Genomic DNA, 15,932 nt, shown 5'->3' with positions numbered 1-15,932 from the left:
CTATATATCATTTATTGAAACCATCTCCAGCCGGCTGTCCCCGGCATAGTTGAAATAACCGGCATACAGGTAGGCCATCGTGTCAATCGGGATGAAATCCTCATCCTCCGTACCCTTGCGGGAGAGGGAAAGCATCTTGGCCGTGACAACGCCTGCAACCGTCGTAACCGCCTCCAGCATCTTATGGGAGTAAATGACACCGCCAAAACGCTGGGATGTCTTAAACTCCTCCAGTGAAGCCAATACGGCTTCGCGTACCGTATCTACCGGGTTGGCCGGATTATAATAGACTTTGATGTCATACTTCACTTCATCGGCATCCGTCGATATGATTTCCGACTTTGTGCCGGCAAACTTGACCGCATCGATATAGTTCTTGAAGTTCAACAGTTGATTGCTCGTAAGCGGCACAATCTTCCCCTCTTCGTCCTCGGTGGCCACGCGAAACATGATTGTGTTATCCTCTGCCACGTTCACGGAGGCTATCTTTACCACACGCGCGGATTCATCCACCTTCTCATACTCCAACAGGCCGGTTACCGTGTCGAACACCAGTTCATGGTCCATCTGGAACTCGTAGCATTTATCGTTATACCAGGTCAGCGTACCCGCCACCTCCTTTTCCGCGTCCGCATCCATTTCCCGTTTGAATGCGTCCAATACCAGTTCAAAACTGTAGATACAGTATGCCACACAGTGTACCCAAAGCCGCCACTCGGATGCGGCCGATGTGGACAGGCTGAATGTCGCTTGCAGCCTTCCCGTAATGCTTTCCTCTATCTGTTGTATTGTTCTTGCCATTGCGTTTCCATGTAAGTGGTGATATCCCTGTCTATTTTCTTGACTACCGTCTTTTTTACAAGGCGGCTGTCATCGTCAATGCTTATCCGCTGTCCTACCTTCAACTTAATGTCCGGGTAGAAAGCGCCGAGAGAGCGTCCGGCTTCAACCACGGCCGAAGGTTCATTTTTCATCTCCGGGTTGTTCGCCATGATTTCACCCATTGCCTCTGCCGTCCCATAATGTTGCAGGGCAATGTCCAGCAGTTGCTGTTCATCCTGTACCTCAATCACCTTCATACGTCGCCTCCACATTTAAATCGTTTGAATAGGCCGCAAAAGCAACCTTCCGTACTTTCATACCGTCGGCCGTAAATTCCTTGCGTGTGGCACGGAGCAGGCCTTCCGGATCGTTATCCATCATGTAATTTACCGCCCCGACACCGGCTTCCGGTTTTTGCCGGATATGACCTTTGTCACTGTACAGCAAATCCCGCTGGTGCTGGTAGGTGCTTTCCGTTACCAGCAAATCACCGGTTGTCAAATCAAGGTCACCGTCTGGCTGTTGCTTATAGTCTTTCATACGCTATGATATTTTGTTTCCAAATGTGCCTGTTACGGGGCCCATCGATGTAGCCAGGCCGGTTGTATAGGTGATTGTGGCACTCTTGATGGCATTCATGACGGCATCAGCCAATTTGTCCGCTACCTTGTCGATAGCCCCTTCCCGGTCATCGTCCTGCTGGTTCATCACTTGGGTAAAGGCTTCCTTTATCTCTGATTTGATTGTCGATTTTATTAATGCCATACGCTATCCCTCCATATAATTAGGCAAATCCGCCTTGATTTGTTGAAATGTTGTTATATTGATGGGAACTCCGGACGGACCGACAGCCGTCGGAACTGTCAAGGCACAAATCCCGTCCAGTATCTGTTCCAAAGTCCTTTTCAGGCCGCTGCTGCCGCGGGTGATCGTAACGCCGGCTGTTGATGCCTTGACGATGGTACTGTCAGCTGTGACGGTTAGTTTGTCGGCTTCGTGCAGAGCTTTCACCTTGTCATTTGTCACTTCCAACTTTCCCGCATCCACATGAATGGTTATCTTTTTCCCTTTCTTGATATCGATGTTTTCGGTATCAACCTTTACCTCCAGATCATTGTCGGTAAATATCATCTTGTCTATCTCAGTGAATTGGCACACGAATAGTTCGTTACTTTTCCCGATACGGCAGACCAGTACTGTACTTTGCAGGCGTGGGATAAAGGCAAAGCCTTGCAGTTCCGCCTTGACCAGGCCACGGAGGCGGACATCGAAATAATCCACCTGGTCGTCGCGTTTGACGGTACAGGTAAACTCATCCTCGTTTACTTCGGTAACGGTTCCCAGGAATACCTGGTCGCCACTTTCGCCGAACCGCTCATGGAACTTCCGGCGTAATTCTTCCATTTCCTTGCTCATGCCTTGATACCTATTTCTACGGTGCGACGGCCGCCACCTGTCCCGAAAGCCGTTTCCACGCTTTCGATAAAGTAGTCGCCGCTCCGTTCGTTATACACTTTGTCCTCGATGCTCGCAACGCCTCCCGGTAGGGCAAAAGGAAGCAGGAAGGTTTTTATCTTGCCCCGGTAGCCGTCAAACGAATACCGTTTCAGCTCTTCCCGGGCAAGCGTTTTCAGTTCCGCTGCGTCTTTCACATCGTAATAGTAAAAGGTACGTGTTTCTCCGCCGCCCTCGCCCAGCTCGCCTTCTATCTTCGTACCGTCCTTATAATAGCAGACAGCCTTAACTTTCAATTTTATGTCTTCTGCCAGCTGGTATTTCAGTTCATCGTCGCTGATCACGTTCTCACGGAGGACGTATTTCACTGTTTCGCCTTTCACGTCGTTTGCCTTGCCGACATTCAGTTTGCCGTCAATATCAAAGTAGGCGACCAGCCCGTATTCCTTTTTCAGAAGACCGAGCACCCAGCTTCCTGGCTTGTTGTTGATGACGAAGTTCTTCAGCGTCAGGTCAACGACTTCACCCATTTGAACACCCGTTAAAACACTGTTCAAACACTCTTTTAACGTTGTTTCCTTCTTGCTGAAAACACAGTTCAAGAAACGCAGCTTATAATATTCATCCTCACATTCGATTTCCAGGGGAACTTTATAGTTCAGGCGCTTTACGTAACCGACAAACTCGGTGTTCAGGGTACCGTCATAGCCCAACTTGATTTCCACCTTGTCGCCTACCTTGATAGCCTGGGCCGTCTCGATATGCGTAGGCGGTTCCCCGGCATGTTTCAGCACGGCTGTTACCGGAACTTTGACGGTAGCGGTGGCGGCCAAATCGTACAGGCTTCGTTTGATCTTCACGTCGTGAACCGACTTGAAAGAAACGGCCCCTATTTTTATATCACAGCATAAAACAAACATATCACTCCAGAATTAATTCAAAACTCCTATCCGTAACCAGCTCCATTGTAAACACCTGCGCCGTCTCACATCCTTTCATCTCGGCAAAATCGATGCTTTTGATTACAACCTTGTCCTCTTCATCCAGGAAGATGTCCGTAAGGGCGCATTTGAGCGTGACCGACTCGTTGATGTTATACAGCTCCGCAAGGTCGCCCAACTGGCTGTCCGGAAAATCCACATCCATGCAGACACCGGCAATGCGTATGTCGTAATCGTCCACTGAGATAAGTTCCTTCACCGTACCTTTACGGCCGACCATCGCCGTTTCAACAATCGTCTTCTTGCCCCGGATAGAGATGACGGCATTCGGTATCTCGTATTCCGCCCCCTTATGTTCCAGAACCACCGGCATGAAATACCACCGGCCTTGCGCGTCCTTCTTCCGGAGCGTAGAACCGAAGTCGGAGTTCGTTTTCTCCGAAGCCGTTTCGCCGGGGTATTCATACCCGTCTCCTTTATATTTTGCTGGGGCGTCAGGAATGAACCCGCCGGGGTACGGAAAACCTTTATACCCGATTACGTTAAGCAGCATGTCGCCCAAACTGAACTGGCTTACCCGTTTGAACGTCTGCGCCACCTCTTTGACTGTATATTTTGATGCCATAACTTATCCCTCTCCCAATTCCTCTAATACGTTCATGATCTCCCGGCGTATCGTGTCAATTCCTTTCTGGTCGGTATTAGCCACGTGTATCACAATTTCATCACACACTTTGGCTACTTGGACGCTACGCCCGCTATCGTTATACGTCCGGCTGTTATCGGTCGTAAACTGGTTATTGGTTTCTCGGATATTCTCCACATTGTAGGCGTCGGAACGTCCAGGTGTCGGTATGTCCATCGCCTGCACGTTCGGAGCGGAAGCCAGCATGACCGGAACGGCAACCGCCGCGGCAATCTTCCGGACGTTCTGCATGATGTCAGCCAAGTAGTTTGTTTCCCCTGCGTCATACGTCTGGGTACTGTCATCCACTTTCGTAGAGGCAGAAGAAATGGTCATAGGTATGGGTTTTCCCATAGACCCTGATACTGGGACAGCTGTGACATTCGCCGGTTCAAGTTTGCGGGTAATAGCGGTATATTCCGCAGATGCATTCAGATTTTTAATATTGTCATCCAAGCGGAGTGTTTTACTTTTTTTCTTTTTTCCGGTTGTATCCAACTTTGCCATCAAGGAGTCAAAATCTGTTTTTTTAATCTTTTCCGGCATAATTTTAACAACGTCTGGCATTTCGGGGGTTAGCTGGCTGGCGGCATCCGCATCGTTTGTTTCCTGTGAAGCCGCCCAACTGCCCTTGCCCGCTTGCTTGCCTTTTTCCCAGGCCGCGGAATAGTTGCCCTTTTGCAGGGTGTTATATACCGCTGATACGGGATTGGCGCCCAAAACGCCTTCCCCTATATCTTTAAATCCCTCTTTAGCAAGTCCAGCAGCCTCCTTGAAGTTGCCTTTTAACATACTGACGATTGCCGAACAGACACCGCCAATACCGGATAATACCTGTTTGAACGGTTTTACGATACTGTCAAGCAGCGTCCGTCCAAATTCCTTTATAACTTCCCAAGTACCGAGAATAACCACACGAAACCCTTCAAACTTCTGCCAGCAATAGGTAACGGCTGTTATCACCGCACCGATGGCAACAGCTACCCATCCGATAGGGGAAGCCGCAAACGCCGCGTTGAGTGCCCATTGTGCGGCAGTCAAACCACCGGTGACGGCTGTCTGCGCAATATCCATCACTTTTTTGATGCCACCAATGACAACCGCCTTTTGGGTCCAGGCATAGTTCAACGCCATCGCTGCGGTCAGTATGCCCAATGTGGTGGTAAACCCGACAACAATCGGATTCCCTTCCTGGATTAGCGAATACCACCCGCTGAAAAAACCGATAACGACCTCCAGTACCGAAGACACCCCGGCAAGAACCGCTCCGGCCACGGTCAGCCCTGCGCTAATGACAGGAAGGGTCAGTTCTCCAACCTCGGTACCGATATTCTTGAACTGGTTCCACACTTCGGTCGCCTTTTGCATACTGTTTGCCGAATACCCTAAAGCCGTATCGGTTTCACCCGCGGAATTGGCGACATCGTTCATGGATTCCTTCAGCTTGCCAATATCAGAGGTAAGGACGGCGAAAGCGCTTTTCGCCTCTTTATCCACCAGACCGGCCTTTTCAAGGAAAGATGATTTCTGTTCGTCATTCATCCTGCCCAAAACGCCTTCCAAGTCGGTGAATATATCCACAACGCTACGGATCTTGCCGGTATCATCGAATACATCCACTCCGGCCTTTGCCAGTTTGTCACGGACATCGACACGTCCCAATACGGAGAAGGCATTTTCCATCAGCGTGGCGGCACGTTCGGCGCTTTGTCCCTTACCAGTCATGTAGGCAAAGGTCCCGGCTACCTCCTTATAGGCAATGCCGAGGTTATCGGCTCCGGCTATAAGGTTCGGCATATAACGCGCAAAGTCGGCAAACTCTCCGGCACCAACACGTTTTGCCGCAAAGAAGGTATCCAATACTTCCTGTGCCGTCGTATTCTCTTTACCCACGATGGAAAGCGTCTGGGCTAACGCCGCCGATACAGTATCGAGGTCGGTAAATCCCGCCTTGCTGCCTTTGAGGGCGGCGTCCAATATGGAAAGGGATAGGTCAACATCGTTCACCTGCGAGTTGATAGCCTCGAAGCCTACCGGGGTGACCTGTACGTCCGTTTTGTTTTCTGCCGCTATCTGTTTCAAACGCTTTTTCAGGTCATCCAGCCCCGCTTCGTCCAACTGGGCGGTGATGTTCACCTGGGCCATGTTCTCATCGAAGCTCATGCCGGCCATGCCCGCTGCACCAACAGCAGTGATACCGGTGACAAGCGGGTTTTTCAAAAGTCCTGCACCGGGAATGGCATCGAATGCCTCCGACGCCCATTTCTTGAATTTGCCGCCACCGGCTGCTGTCTCCAGTTCCTCGATTTCATCCGTGAGCCGGGCAATCTCGCGGTTATATTCCCGGATAGCCGGAATATTGTCAGCCGGAATCCATTCCCTTTCGGCTTGCAGGGCATCAATCTTCATTTTCAGCGAACCGAGTGTCCTTCCCGTGTCACGGCAAACGCTGTCCGCAGACCGCACCTTATCCTGTACGCCTGAAAGGGCGGCCACGGTTCTGTCCGAGGTCGCCGTAATGCTTCCCAGTCTTGCACTGATCTGGTCACGCAGGGAAAAGATGTATTCTATTTTGTTTGCCATAATTTGCCTATGCTGTTAATGAAGTCAATTTTTACCCATTCGGCCATCCTGATCTGAAGGGCCCATTCCTCATCGCTGAGCGTCGAAGGATCGAGGTGTAGCCAGTGGCGGATCAAGGCATCCGAAAGGAACAGCCAGCCGGGTTTCTCCGCCACGGCAGTTCCTTTTATAACTTTTTTAGCTCCGCCTCCTTTACTTCAACCAGTTCGCCCAGCTTCGTGGATACGCCCAGGAACAGGGCATCATCCGTCTTGATTTCTTCATCCCCCGCCAGCCAGCAGTTGCCGAGTAGGATTTCGTTGTATTTCATCGGGTCATTCTTCCCGACAACGGCAGCCGCGCTGAGAGCCTGTCGGCTCGGGCGTTTCAAATAAGCCACCTTGTCGCTGACGGTGACACAAAATACGTCGCCCCATTTCTTTTTCCAGGATTCAATCTGTTCGGGGGTGATTGTCTTGTTATTGTCTTTTTCGTTCATAGTTCCATACATTATTATAGTTATACCACATTGTATTCCACGTCGCAGGCGATAAAAGGCAGCGCGTGTTCCGAATAAAGGTCACCCTCTTTGATGCTGTTCGGCGCTTCCGTGATGGATGCGTTAACGACTTTGTCCGTCTGAACCACACCGGTCTCCGAGATATAGGAAACAATGATGTCAAACTCCAAATCGGTAACATCATCATACCCCTTGGCCTTTGCGGCCGTCTGCATGGCAATCAGTTCGGACTGGAGCACGGTAATCGTGCCCTCATATTCCTTCTTGCCCATCTGTATGCCGCGCGCCTTCTTTCCGGAGGCAAACAGGAGTTCCTTTGCACGTTTGGACTTGTATTCGATGCCACGGATACCTTCAACCGGCTTGCCCAAAAGGACGACTGTCACGGTTGTCCAATCATATTCTTTAGAATTGAATGTTGCCATTATTCACTTTTGTTATAAGGATTATTAAACGATAAGTCCACATTGATTTCCTTCAGCAGGGCCGTAGGAACAATCTTTGCCTGTATTTTCAGGACATTGGTTGATATCAAATCCTGTTTCGGATCCACATAGGCGTTGAAACCGGAAATTTCACCTTCCATATTCACATTGACATTACGGATAAGCAACTGTTCGTAATATTTGCAGATCGGCGTCGGCAACTGCCCGGTTTCCGGGTCAACTGCGATACTGTCCATGATTTCATCGATATATGTCTTATAACATATCACCAATGCCTTCTGGATGACACGGGTCAAGGAAAGGCGGTTGTAATCATCCGTTGTCGCTACCGCAGTCGCGTCATAATTCAGGTAATACCCGTTCTTTCCGATAAACGTGCGGTAGAAGATATAGCCGGCATCGTGCAGGGCATTCCAGAGGCTGTAATCCTCTTCCGGCTTTTTGCCGTCCGTCAGCCAGCCTTCCGCAGCAATGCTCCCATCACGAACACGGGCAAGTGAGATATTGACCGGGCAAGTCGCCAGACGGCCTAATACCTGACCAATCGCAGCCGAATAATATTTGCCTTCTCCCACTTTGCCGTCAGAGGCAAGCACCACCGATACGCAGTTCTCGCTGCCTTCTCGCGGCTGGTACAGACTGTCCGTTGAACCGTTCCAGGCAAGGGCAGGAAGCAGAACCACAAACGGGGCAATCTTATCCAGGTAATTGCTTGCAACATTCTGTGCTGCCTTTACCGCTTCCACGACATCCTGGTCGATACATTTTTCTACTGTAGCATTGTAGTCAGTCCCGGGATTTACGTTGATCCCGACAAGCCGGATACGTCCTGCGGCTGAATCAATCAGTTTCTTCAAGGGAGAACCGTCCCCCATCGAACAGATATCCGTCAGTTTCTTGGCTTCATCCACCACCAACAAGTGAAGTTCTGCGCCATCTCCGGCAGCCGTATAGAATGCCATGATATCCTTGTACAGGAGTGGGTTGTTCTCTTTTGTGATGCCGTACTTTTTCAGGTCAGCAGTACCGGCAAGGACATAAACCTTATCAAGGGCCAACGTATCATTAACAGCCTTGCCGGACAGGATCAGCCCCGAAATACCATCGTCAGACAAGGTAACAGTACCGATATTGCCGTTGCCTAACGTTATATTCACATTTGGTAAACTCATATTAATCGCGTTTTAATAGTTTTCGAACACCTTTCAAACCAAGCAGCAGCGCCAGGATTGAAATTGATATTTTCCCGATCCGCATCCACGTTTCCTGCCACCAGGTAAGACGGTTCACTTCCACCTCGACCTTTACCTCCTGCGGCACATAGATGATTGAATCCTTGCCGGGCACATAAACCGTATCGGGGACGGCTTTCGCCTTGTAGTCCAGTTTCCCGTCCTTGAAGGACAGGTCGGTTTCCATTGTCTTTCCTTTCAGTTCCTCCACCTCCTGCATAAGGACGCGGCCTGTGCTGTCGCATTCAAACAGGGCGGTCAGCAGTGCGGAGTCAGGCGAAAGATAGACAGGCACAAGGCGCTCCCTCATCACCGGTTCAGGCACCGGTTGGCTCACGTGCGTGCCCTTCGACATCTTCGGCCCTGCGCAATTCATACAGCACAGGGCAAGCATCAGCATGATCGGCAAAAGGGCAGCGGTTCGCCTTTTCGACAGCCCGGCGAAGCCGTGCCAGTTCTTTACGTATCGCATTGATTTCCTTCTTTAGAGGTTCAACGACCTGTTCCATCAGAATGGACATCGCTTCTTTGACATTTGCCAGTTCGTCGCCGCGCGTATCCGCCTTGGAGGCTTCTACCTGCGCCCGAAGGCCATCGACTTCAGCGTCGTACTTCTTGCGCAGAAGTTTAGCCGTAAGCCACGAGCTTAACGGTGCGGTAATGATTGCAGCTACTAAGGAAATAATCTCTAAAGGTTCCATTCTGATTTTACAAGTGTTCTTATTATTCGTTCAACAATTCCCAGCCGGCTTCCACGTCGGCCATGACAGCCGGGATACCGTTTTCAACCACACTTATAGCAGCGGCCAGCGCACACATTGTACCCTTATCCTCCACGTCCGGAACATAAGTTGTCGGAACCTGCATTTCCCGACATACGCGGGTGATATAACCCGAGGTATTGTTTTCGGTTCGTGGAGCCCACCGGCTAATAAAATCGGCAATGCTCTGCAAGCCATATTTCCGGCGGTAGTTCTGCAACAGTTTGATCAGGGCACGGTAGCCATGCGCCATATCCTTGAACTCTTCGAAGGAATTATCCTTCTTTGCTCCGGCCGGGACTTCCCCTTTCCAATCGGTAGCATCCGAATTTCGGATGTTACCGGGATTACAGTTTCTGATTCCTCGCGGTGCCATCATCAGGATGCTTTATATTCCGACATGATAGCGCCCATCGCCTCTTTCTTCTTCGGGAGCACGATGAAATAGTGACGGAAATTCACAAGGCTACGCTGGTTCAGCGGGTCTGTCTTGGCCTCGGAATAGTACATCTTTGTACTTCCGGACGCCTTGAATACACGCTTGGTGTAGAACGCCACGGATGCCTGGTACTCATTGGCCGATGCAGCCGTACCGAAAGCGACCTTTGTTCCGGCCACCTTGTACACCGGATTGTCTGAATACTCGTACACCTCAAAGCCGTACAGGTTGGCAATCTTTCCGGTCGTATAGTTATAATACTGGTCCTTGAACTTCTGGTCGGTCAGCAGCAGGTCATTCACGTGATCCGAGCATAATACCAGGCGACGGCCCTGTACAGGAACTTTCATTTTGTCAAATTTATCTTTCAGGGCGATAATATCCGACATCTGGAGGCGACGTCTGCCCGTTGTGCCGCCGCCGACAACTTCCCCCGTGGTTTTAAGTACCGGAGTCTTTTCCGCATTGGAGTCAGGTGCCAACGCATGGATGGCCTTGGCATACTTCTTTTCCTTGATCGCGTCTGCGTGGCGTTCCTTCAAGCTCGACATCTTGTCGTAGGAAGAAGCGTACAGTTCATCGTCCGTTACCGGTGTCGGCTTGGTTTGGAACTTATCCAGGGAGAACACCGCGTCGGTATCAGTAATATCCTGTACTGCCAAAGGGTAGGTCGTGTTATTGACCAGCACTTCCGGATCACCGCCGACATCAATCATGTGGATTACGTCATTCTCAGCATACTGCGAATAGTCCGGCAGTCCGTCAAGAAAGGTTGCCACATCACCGGCACGAAGTGTTTTGATTAATTCGCCAGTCCATACCTCGGTCAGCACCCCTTCGCAAAGTGCTCCGGAAGGCAAGAAAGGACCGGCCACTAATGATACGCTGACAGCGGTAGCGGCTCCGGCCATAGCCGGAACGCCCATCACGGCGGCAACCATAACGCCCATCACCGCATTAAACAGCAGGGCTGTAATAGCTTTGATTCCTTTTGATTCCATTTGTTTTTTGATTTGTTTGATTGATTAATAATTAGGACAGTCCACACCATATTCAGCCTTATACAGCTTCATATAAGTGGCTTTGTCGTTTGTTCTCAGTTCAATAATTTTGTCGGCCGGAACGTCTGATAATTTCTTCCACTCGGCAGAAGCGGAATTTCCACCGGAAAGTCGGATCACGTCAGTTGGTTTCTGCGCCGGTGTCATGGCTTCGAAGGTTATCTTCAAAGTTTCAAGGCCGACCTTTTTGCCGAGCTCGACAAAATGGTTCTTTTTCTCGGCCGTGATACGACGTTCGTTAATGGCATTTTCTACCGCGGTGGTAATACCGGCCAGCCTAATTTCTTCCTTTTCCTTTCTCAACTGTTCGTTGGCAGTTTTATAACCCAACAGCACTTCGATTGTGGAAAGGATTTCTTTTTCCGTTGCCGTTTCCGGCAGCCCAAGTTTCAGGGCGATTGCTTTAAAATCCATCTTTTCGTCTGATTTTTGAGTGTTATTAATAAGCAGCGGAAGGTTTTCCGAGTCCTCTCCGGCTACCAGTTTCAATTCTTTTCCGTCAGCGTTCAATATAAGCGGCAGAGCATTGTCATTACCACCGATGTCCACCATACTGACCTCAGTCAGCTTGCTGCGGGTGACGGTCGCACGATACTGTCCGGGCTTGATAAGCTCCGGAGCGTCGCTGTATTCCAGTACATCCACATTAGCAGAAGCCATACGCAGTGTGCCCTTTTCCCACTGCGCCTTCGCCTGTTTGGACTCCTCGCGCACTTCGTCAAACCAGGGCTCTCCCGTCACCCGCCCTTCCTCTTTCTTCACATCTTTGATGCAGCCGATTATCACACCACGCCAGTGCATCCAGAGCAGTACCGGATTCCTCTCATATTGGGAAATATCCATTCCCGCCGTGCTGATCCACGTTCCGTAGCAGTTTACCGACTCATCGCTTATTACTATTCTTTTTGCCATTCGTTTGTTCGTTGATTGTCGCAAACATATTATTGTAAATACACCTGTCAAAATAAGAGCGCAATGGTTACACACTTCTATGTAATGGTTACACACTTCTATGTAACGACTACATTCTTAATTGCCGAAGCACGATTTCCTTTACAATTTTGCTGAAAAGCTAATATCAATTTTATGGCAACATCAAAGAAAGAACTTGAAAAAACGAAGGAACTGGCAAGGCTCTATTACTTGAATGGAGATACACAAAAACTGGTTGCCGAAAAAGTCGGAGTTTCCCGCGTAACAATAAACAAGTGGGTTAATGATGGTGGCTGGGACGCGCTACGCACAGCCAAGTCTATCACCCGTAAGGAGCTTGTGGCGAAAATTATGAGGAAGGCTGACGAAAGGCTGGAGAGTGGGGATATGACAGCCGACGAAATGGCAAAGCTGGCAGCCAGCATCGAGAAGATAGACAAGCGCACCAACGCCACGACTATTATCGAGGTGCTTACTTCCTATAACAACTGGTTGGTAGCACGTACCCAGATAGATAAAGAACTGACGGTGGATTTCCTGAAAATGACCAACCGCTACCAGGATATATTTATCGCGGAACAGGTTTCGGCCGAAAATCCGGGGCTATAATATATAAATGTATATGGCGACACAGATAAGTCAGAAAGAAGCATTGAAAAGGTGGAAGCAGCTTTGCGAGACCATCCAGAACTTTTCCACCGTCAACACGGCCGAAACAAAGGCCGAGCAGATGGAACGCATCAGCCGCGCCCGGAAAGACTACGCCTATTTCGTAGAATATTACTTTCCGCATTATTGTACCGACAGCGAAACTGGCAAAGTTATCCCTTCCGCAAAGCACCATATTGAGGCGGCGAAAAAGATACTGAAACGCCGGACATTGAAGGCTGTTTTCAAATGGGCACGTGGACAGGCTAAATCTACCCACATGGACGTCATGATCCCGATGTGGCTCATGGCACAGAAGCGACGTGAAATAAACGTTATGGTATTGGTGGGCAAGTCAGAGGATGCCGCCTGCACCTTGCTTGGCGACATTCAGGCAGAACTACAATACAACAAACGATATACACACGACTTCGGAACCAAATACAATGCCGGGAACTGGCAGGATGGCGAGTTTGTAACCTCCGACGGCGTAGCCTTCTTTGCTCGAGGTCGTGGCCAGTCGCCGCGTGGTCTCCGTTACCGGAACCGACGACCGGACTATATCGTTATCGACGACCTCGACGACGACGAACTATGTGAGAACGACAGCCGTGTCCGTAAACTGACCGAATGGGTGAAAGAGGCCCTTTTCGGAGCGTTCGGGGCCGAAGGCGGGCGTTTTATCATGGTGGGTAACCTTATCAGCAAATGCAGCGTATTGGCAAACATAGCCGCATCAAAAGGCGTAGAAGTAAGCCAGGTTAACGTCCTGGACAAGAACGGCAAATCGGCATGGCCGGAATACTGGACTCCTGAACGTATTCAGGAAAAGCGCGAGTTCATGGGCTACCGGGCCTTTGAGAAGGAATACATGAACAACCCGATTAAGGAAGGTTCCGTATTTCGTAAAGACTGGATTCGGTGGAAAAAGATATTGCCGCTCGACAAGTACGATGAAATTGTCGCCTATTGCGACCCCTCATTCAAAGGCTCTACAAAGAACGACTACAAAGCCATCAAGGTTTGGGGCAAAGCCGGAACAGAACTGCACCATATCCGCGCTTTTGTCCGGCAATGTTCCGTTGCGGAAATGGTACGCTGGTTCTATGACTTACACGAAAGCCTGCCGGAAGGGGTTATCTGCAAATACATGATAGAGGCGAATTTCCTGCAAGACACCTTGCTTGACGATTTCGAGGAAGAAGGAAACCTTCGCGGATACCAGTTACCCATACAGGCCGACAAGCGCAAAAAGCCGGACAAGTTCCAGCGTATCGAAGCGGTATCGCCGCTTTGGGAACGCGGTTTTGTCTTTTACAACGAGGATTTACAGAATGATCCGGACATGCTGGCGGGTATCGAACAGACACTTTCAATCGAAAAGGGCAGCAGCACACACGATGATGGTCCCGACGCAGATGAAGGTGCAATCAATGTATTACAGAAGCATTCAAGAATACAGAAGTTTAAACCGAGCATCGGCACACGCCGGTCTCCTAAAAATATATGGTAAGATGAAACAGTTTATTAAAGATCTCATTCTGGGTTACAGAATAAAACGTGCCATTCGCTTGGCAGAAGAACTTTCCAGAGTTAGCAAACGCCGGTATCTTGTCCTTATGGTGGCAGGTATTCCTAAGGTATATTCCAAACAGGAACTGAAAAAGATGATTACCCAAAGGAAATTCCGTAAGGGTACAACCATTCAGGATCTGGAGAAGAAAGCAATCCTTATAACCGGGTAAGCCTATGTTTTTGACCGAAGAAGATTATATCGTGGCCAGTAATACGGCGCTAAACGTATTACAGCAATGTTCGGAGGAAAAACGGGAAACCGCCGAACGGATGGCCATTGAGGAAGTGTCCGGCTATCTAAGAAGCCGGTACGATGTGAAGAAGATTTTCGCCGCCTCCGGGAGCGAGCGGAATAATATTATCGTGCTCCGTACCTGCGACGTATCCTTGTACCATCTTTCTGCGTGGCTGCCAAACAAGATGGGGCACGAAATAAGGAAAGAACGTTACGAACTTGCCATCAAATGGCTGGAAGGTGTGCAGGCGGGTAAGATAATTCCTGACCTTCCCACCGTAACCGGAGAAGATGGCGAGGAAGACGTGAACAACCCTGTCAAATGGGGTTCCGGAAGACAAAATACTTATATATGGTAGATTATGGCAAAAAGAAACAAATATAATCCAGGCATGAAGATTGGAGGGTTCAACCTGGCATCGGCAAAAGACCGTCGTCGGCTTCAGTCGCTGACGGTAGAACTGAAGCTCCAGGCCGAAGCCTTGACGCAAAAGGATATGCGCTCATGGCGTCAGGCGTGGCAACAGGCTATCGACATCGAAAACCCACGACGCGGACGGCTGTATGACATCTACCGCGATGTGGAAGTGGACTTGCACCTGGTCGGCTGTGTTGAGCAGCGAAAGGGGTTCGTCCAGAAGAAAGGATTCAAACTGGTAGATGCCAAAGGAAAACAGAACGATAACGCAACCCGGCTTTTCGAGGCGGTTTGGTTCAAGGATCTGGTCGGTTATATACTGGATTCCCGGTATTGGGGACATTCACTTATCCAGTTGGGGGACGTAATGAGCATTGACGGGGAAATGCGTTATACCAACGTGGAACTGGTGAACCGTAAGCACGTAATACCGGAATACGGCGTAATCATCAGGGAACAGAGCGACGAATGGAGGTTGGGTATGCCTTACCGGGAAGGACCTATGGCCGACTGGGTGGTGGAAGCCGGTAAGCCGAAGGATTTGGGCTTATACCTGAAAGCGGCAACGCAAACCATACCGAAAAAGAATATGCTTGCCTATTGGGACCAGTTCGGGGAAATATTCGGTATGCCAATCCGTATCGCCAAAACAACGGCACGAGACCCGAAAGACAGGAGTCAGATAGAGAACATGCTGGCCTCTATGGGTGCGGCCGCATGGGGCCTGTTCCCGGACGGAACCGATATTGACATCAAGGAGACTACACGGGGCGATGCCTTCAACGTCTATGACAAACGTATTGATCGGGCCAACTCGGAACTGTCAAAAGGTATCCTGAACCAGACAATGACCATCGACAACGGTAGCAGCCTCTCACAGTCGGAAGTCCATTTGGAAGTGTTCGAGAATGTGGTCGAAAAGGATGCCGACCTCGTAAAAGACATTGTAAACGACCAGCTCCTGCCACGCATGGTAAAGCACGGTTTTCCGGTAAAAGGGCTGCACTTTGAATGGGACGACAGCGTGGACTACACACCGGAACAGCAGTTGGAATACGAAAAAATGATTGCTGACCGCTACGAGGTTGACCCGAAATATTTCATCGACAAATACGGCGTTCCCATTATCGGTAAAAAGACTGTTCCGGACACTTCCGCACAACTGGCACAACCTTTTTTCGACTGAGCCCGGATGATTA

General features: G+C 49.8%; 21 protein-coding genes. 5 read left to right on the top strand and 16 right to left on the bottom strand.

Going from position 1 to position 15,932, the window contains the following annotated elements:
* From BQ7489_RS13185 to BQ7489_RS13110, 16 genes are all read right to left on the bottom strand, one after another.
* Entirely contained in the window at positions 1-801 is an 801-nt protein-coding gene (locus BQ7489_RS13185; RefSeq protein ID WP_072531374.1) for a hypothetical protein, read from the bottom strand.
* Positions 777-1,079 carry a hypothetical protein gene (locus tag BQ7489_RS13180; protein WP_072530123.1) on the bottom strand — a complete coding sequence of 101 codons (303 nt, stop codon included), beginning with the start codon at positions 1,077-1,079 and terminating at the stop codon, positions 777-779. Before BQ7489_RS13180 ends, BQ7489_RS13185 begins: the two co-directional genes overlap by 25 nt.
* Positions 1,066-1,362, bottom strand: coding sequence for a hypothetical protein (locus BQ7489_RS13175; protein ID WP_072530124.1), 297 nt, complete (start codon positions 1,360-1,362; stop codon positions 1,066-1,068). The genes BQ7489_RS13180 and BQ7489_RS13175 overlap by 14 nt, the downstream gene beginning before the upstream one ends.
* 3 nt (positions 1,363-1,365) lie before the next feature.
* Positions 1,366-1,587, bottom strand: coding sequence for a hypothetical protein (locus BQ7489_RS13170; protein WP_072530125.1), 222 nt, complete (start codon positions 1,585-1,587; stop codon positions 1,366-1,368).
* Positions 1,588-1,590: 3 nt separating this feature from the next.
* Positions 1,591-2,238 (bottom strand): hypothetical protein, encoded by a 648-nt coding sequence (locus BQ7489_RS13165; protein WP_072530126.1) that lies wholly within the window; start codon positions 2,236-2,238, stop codon positions 1,591-1,593.
* Positions 2,235-3,197 carry a hypothetical protein gene (locus BQ7489_RS13160; RefSeq protein ID WP_072531373.1) on the bottom strand — a complete coding sequence of 321 codons (963 nt, stop codon included), beginning with the start codon at positions 3,195-3,197 and terminating at the stop codon, positions 2,235-2,237. The genes BQ7489_RS13165 and BQ7489_RS13160 overlap by 4 nt, the downstream gene beginning before the upstream one ends.
* Position 3,198: 1 nt before the next feature.
* Entirely contained in the window at positions 3,199-3,843 is a 645-nt protein-coding gene (locus BQ7489_RS13155; protein WP_072530127.1) for a DUF6046 domain-containing protein, read from the bottom strand.
* A gap of 3 nt (positions 3,844-3,846) precedes the next feature.
* Positions 3,847-6,486: a phage tail tape measure protein gene (locus BQ7489_RS13150; RefSeq protein WP_072531372.1), complete on the bottom strand. Its 2,640-nt coding sequence runs from the start codon at positions 6,484-6,486 to the stop codon at positions 3,847-3,849.
* A 166-nt stretch (positions 6,487-6,652) separates the two neighbouring features.
* Positions 6,653-6,964: a hypothetical protein gene (locus tag BQ7489_RS13145; protein WP_072532028.1), complete on the bottom strand. Its 312-nt coding sequence runs from the start codon at positions 6,962-6,964 to the stop codon at positions 6,653-6,655.
* Between the two features lie 20 nt (positions 6,965-6,984).
* The gene (locus BQ7489_RS13140; protein ID WP_072530129.1) at positions 6,985-7,410 is read right to left on the bottom strand and encodes a hypothetical protein; all 426 of its coding nucleotides are present in this window, start codon (positions 7,408-7,410) and stop codon (positions 6,985-6,987) included.
* Positions 7,410-8,603, bottom strand: coding sequence for a DUF2586 family protein (locus BQ7489_RS13135; RefSeq protein WP_072530130.1), 1,194 nt, complete (start codon positions 8,601-8,603; stop codon positions 7,410-7,412). The genes BQ7489_RS13140 and BQ7489_RS13135 overlap by 1 nt, the downstream gene beginning before the upstream one ends.
* Position 8,604: 1 nt before the next feature.
* A complete protein-coding gene (locus tag BQ7489_RS13130) occupies positions 8,605-9,018 on the bottom strand; it encodes a hypothetical protein (protein WP_162617775.1) in 414 nt (137 codons plus the stop codon).
* Positions 8,981-9,364 carry a hypothetical protein gene (locus BQ7489_RS13125; RefSeq protein WP_072530132.1) on the bottom strand — a complete coding sequence of 128 codons (384 nt, stop codon included), beginning with the start codon at positions 9,362-9,364 and terminating at the stop codon, positions 8,981-8,983. Before BQ7489_RS13125 ends, BQ7489_RS13130 begins: the two co-directional genes overlap by 38 nt.
* Positions 9,365-9,386: 22 nt before the next feature.
* A complete protein-coding gene (locus BQ7489_RS13120) occupies positions 9,387-9,803 on the bottom strand; it encodes a structural protein P5 (RefSeq protein WP_072530133.1) in 417 nt (138 codons plus the stop codon).
* Positions 9,803-10,864 carry a phage major capsid protein gene (locus BQ7489_RS13115; protein ID WP_072531371.1) on the bottom strand — a complete coding sequence of 354 codons (1,062 nt, stop codon included), beginning with the start codon at positions 10,862-10,864 and terminating at the stop codon, positions 9,803-9,805. The genes BQ7489_RS13120 and BQ7489_RS13115 overlap by 1 nt, the downstream gene beginning before the upstream one ends.
* Before the next feature lie 24 nt (positions 10,865-10,888).
* Positions 10,889-11,836: a hypothetical protein gene (locus BQ7489_RS13110; RefSeq protein WP_083580610.1), complete on the bottom strand. Its 948-nt coding sequence runs from the start codon at positions 11,834-11,836 to the stop codon at positions 10,889-10,891.
* 174 nt (positions 11,837-12,010) lie between these two features.
* Here BQ7489_RS13110 and BQ7489_RS13105 point away from each other — a divergent pair, with 174 nt between their 5' ends.
* Genes BQ7489_RS13105 through BQ7489_RS13085 form a run of 5 tightly spaced genes read left to right on the top strand, consistent with a single transcriptional unit; the run spans position 12,011 to position 15,919 of the window.
* Positions 12,011-12,466 carry a helix-turn-helix domain-containing protein gene (locus BQ7489_RS13105; RefSeq protein ID WP_072531369.1) on the top strand — a complete coding sequence of 152 codons (456 nt, stop codon included), beginning with the start codon at positions 12,011-12,013 and terminating at the stop codon, positions 12,464-12,466.
* Between the two features lie 13 nt (positions 12,467-12,479).
* Positions 12,480-14,018 carry a hypothetical protein gene (locus BQ7489_RS13100; RefSeq protein ID WP_072532193.1) on the top strand — a complete coding sequence of 513 codons (1,539 nt, stop codon included), beginning with the start codon at positions 12,480-12,482 and terminating at the stop codon, positions 14,016-14,018.
* A gap of 1 nt (position 14,019) precedes the next feature.
* The gene (locus tag BQ7489_RS13095; protein ID WP_072531368.1) at positions 14,020-14,250 is read left to right on the top strand and encodes a hypothetical protein; all 231 of its coding nucleotides are present in this window, start codon (positions 14,020-14,022) and stop codon (positions 14,248-14,250) included.
* A 4-nt stretch (positions 14,251-14,254) separates the two neighbouring features.
* Positions 14,255-14,674, top strand: coding sequence for a phage protein Gp36 family protein (locus tag BQ7489_RS13090; protein ID WP_072531367.1), 420 nt, complete (start codon positions 14,255-14,257; stop codon positions 14,672-14,674).
* Positions 14,675-14,677: 3 nt separating this feature from the next.
* Complete coding sequence (locus BQ7489_RS13085; RefSeq protein ID WP_113745264.1) at positions 14,678-15,919, top strand: phage portal protein family protein; 1,242 nt, start codon at positions 14,678-14,680, stop codon at positions 15,917-15,919.
* Positions 15,920-15,932 lie beyond the last annotated feature (13 nt).

This window comes from Bacteroides ilei (assembly GCF_900128495.1).
GTDB classification, from domain to species: Bacteria; Bacteroidota; Bacteroidia; order Bacteroidales; family Bacteroidaceae; genus Phocaeicola; species Phocaeicola ilei.
The sequence above is the reverse complement of the archived record's forward strand: the minus strand, read 5'-3'. Positions and strand labels throughout refer to the sequence as shown.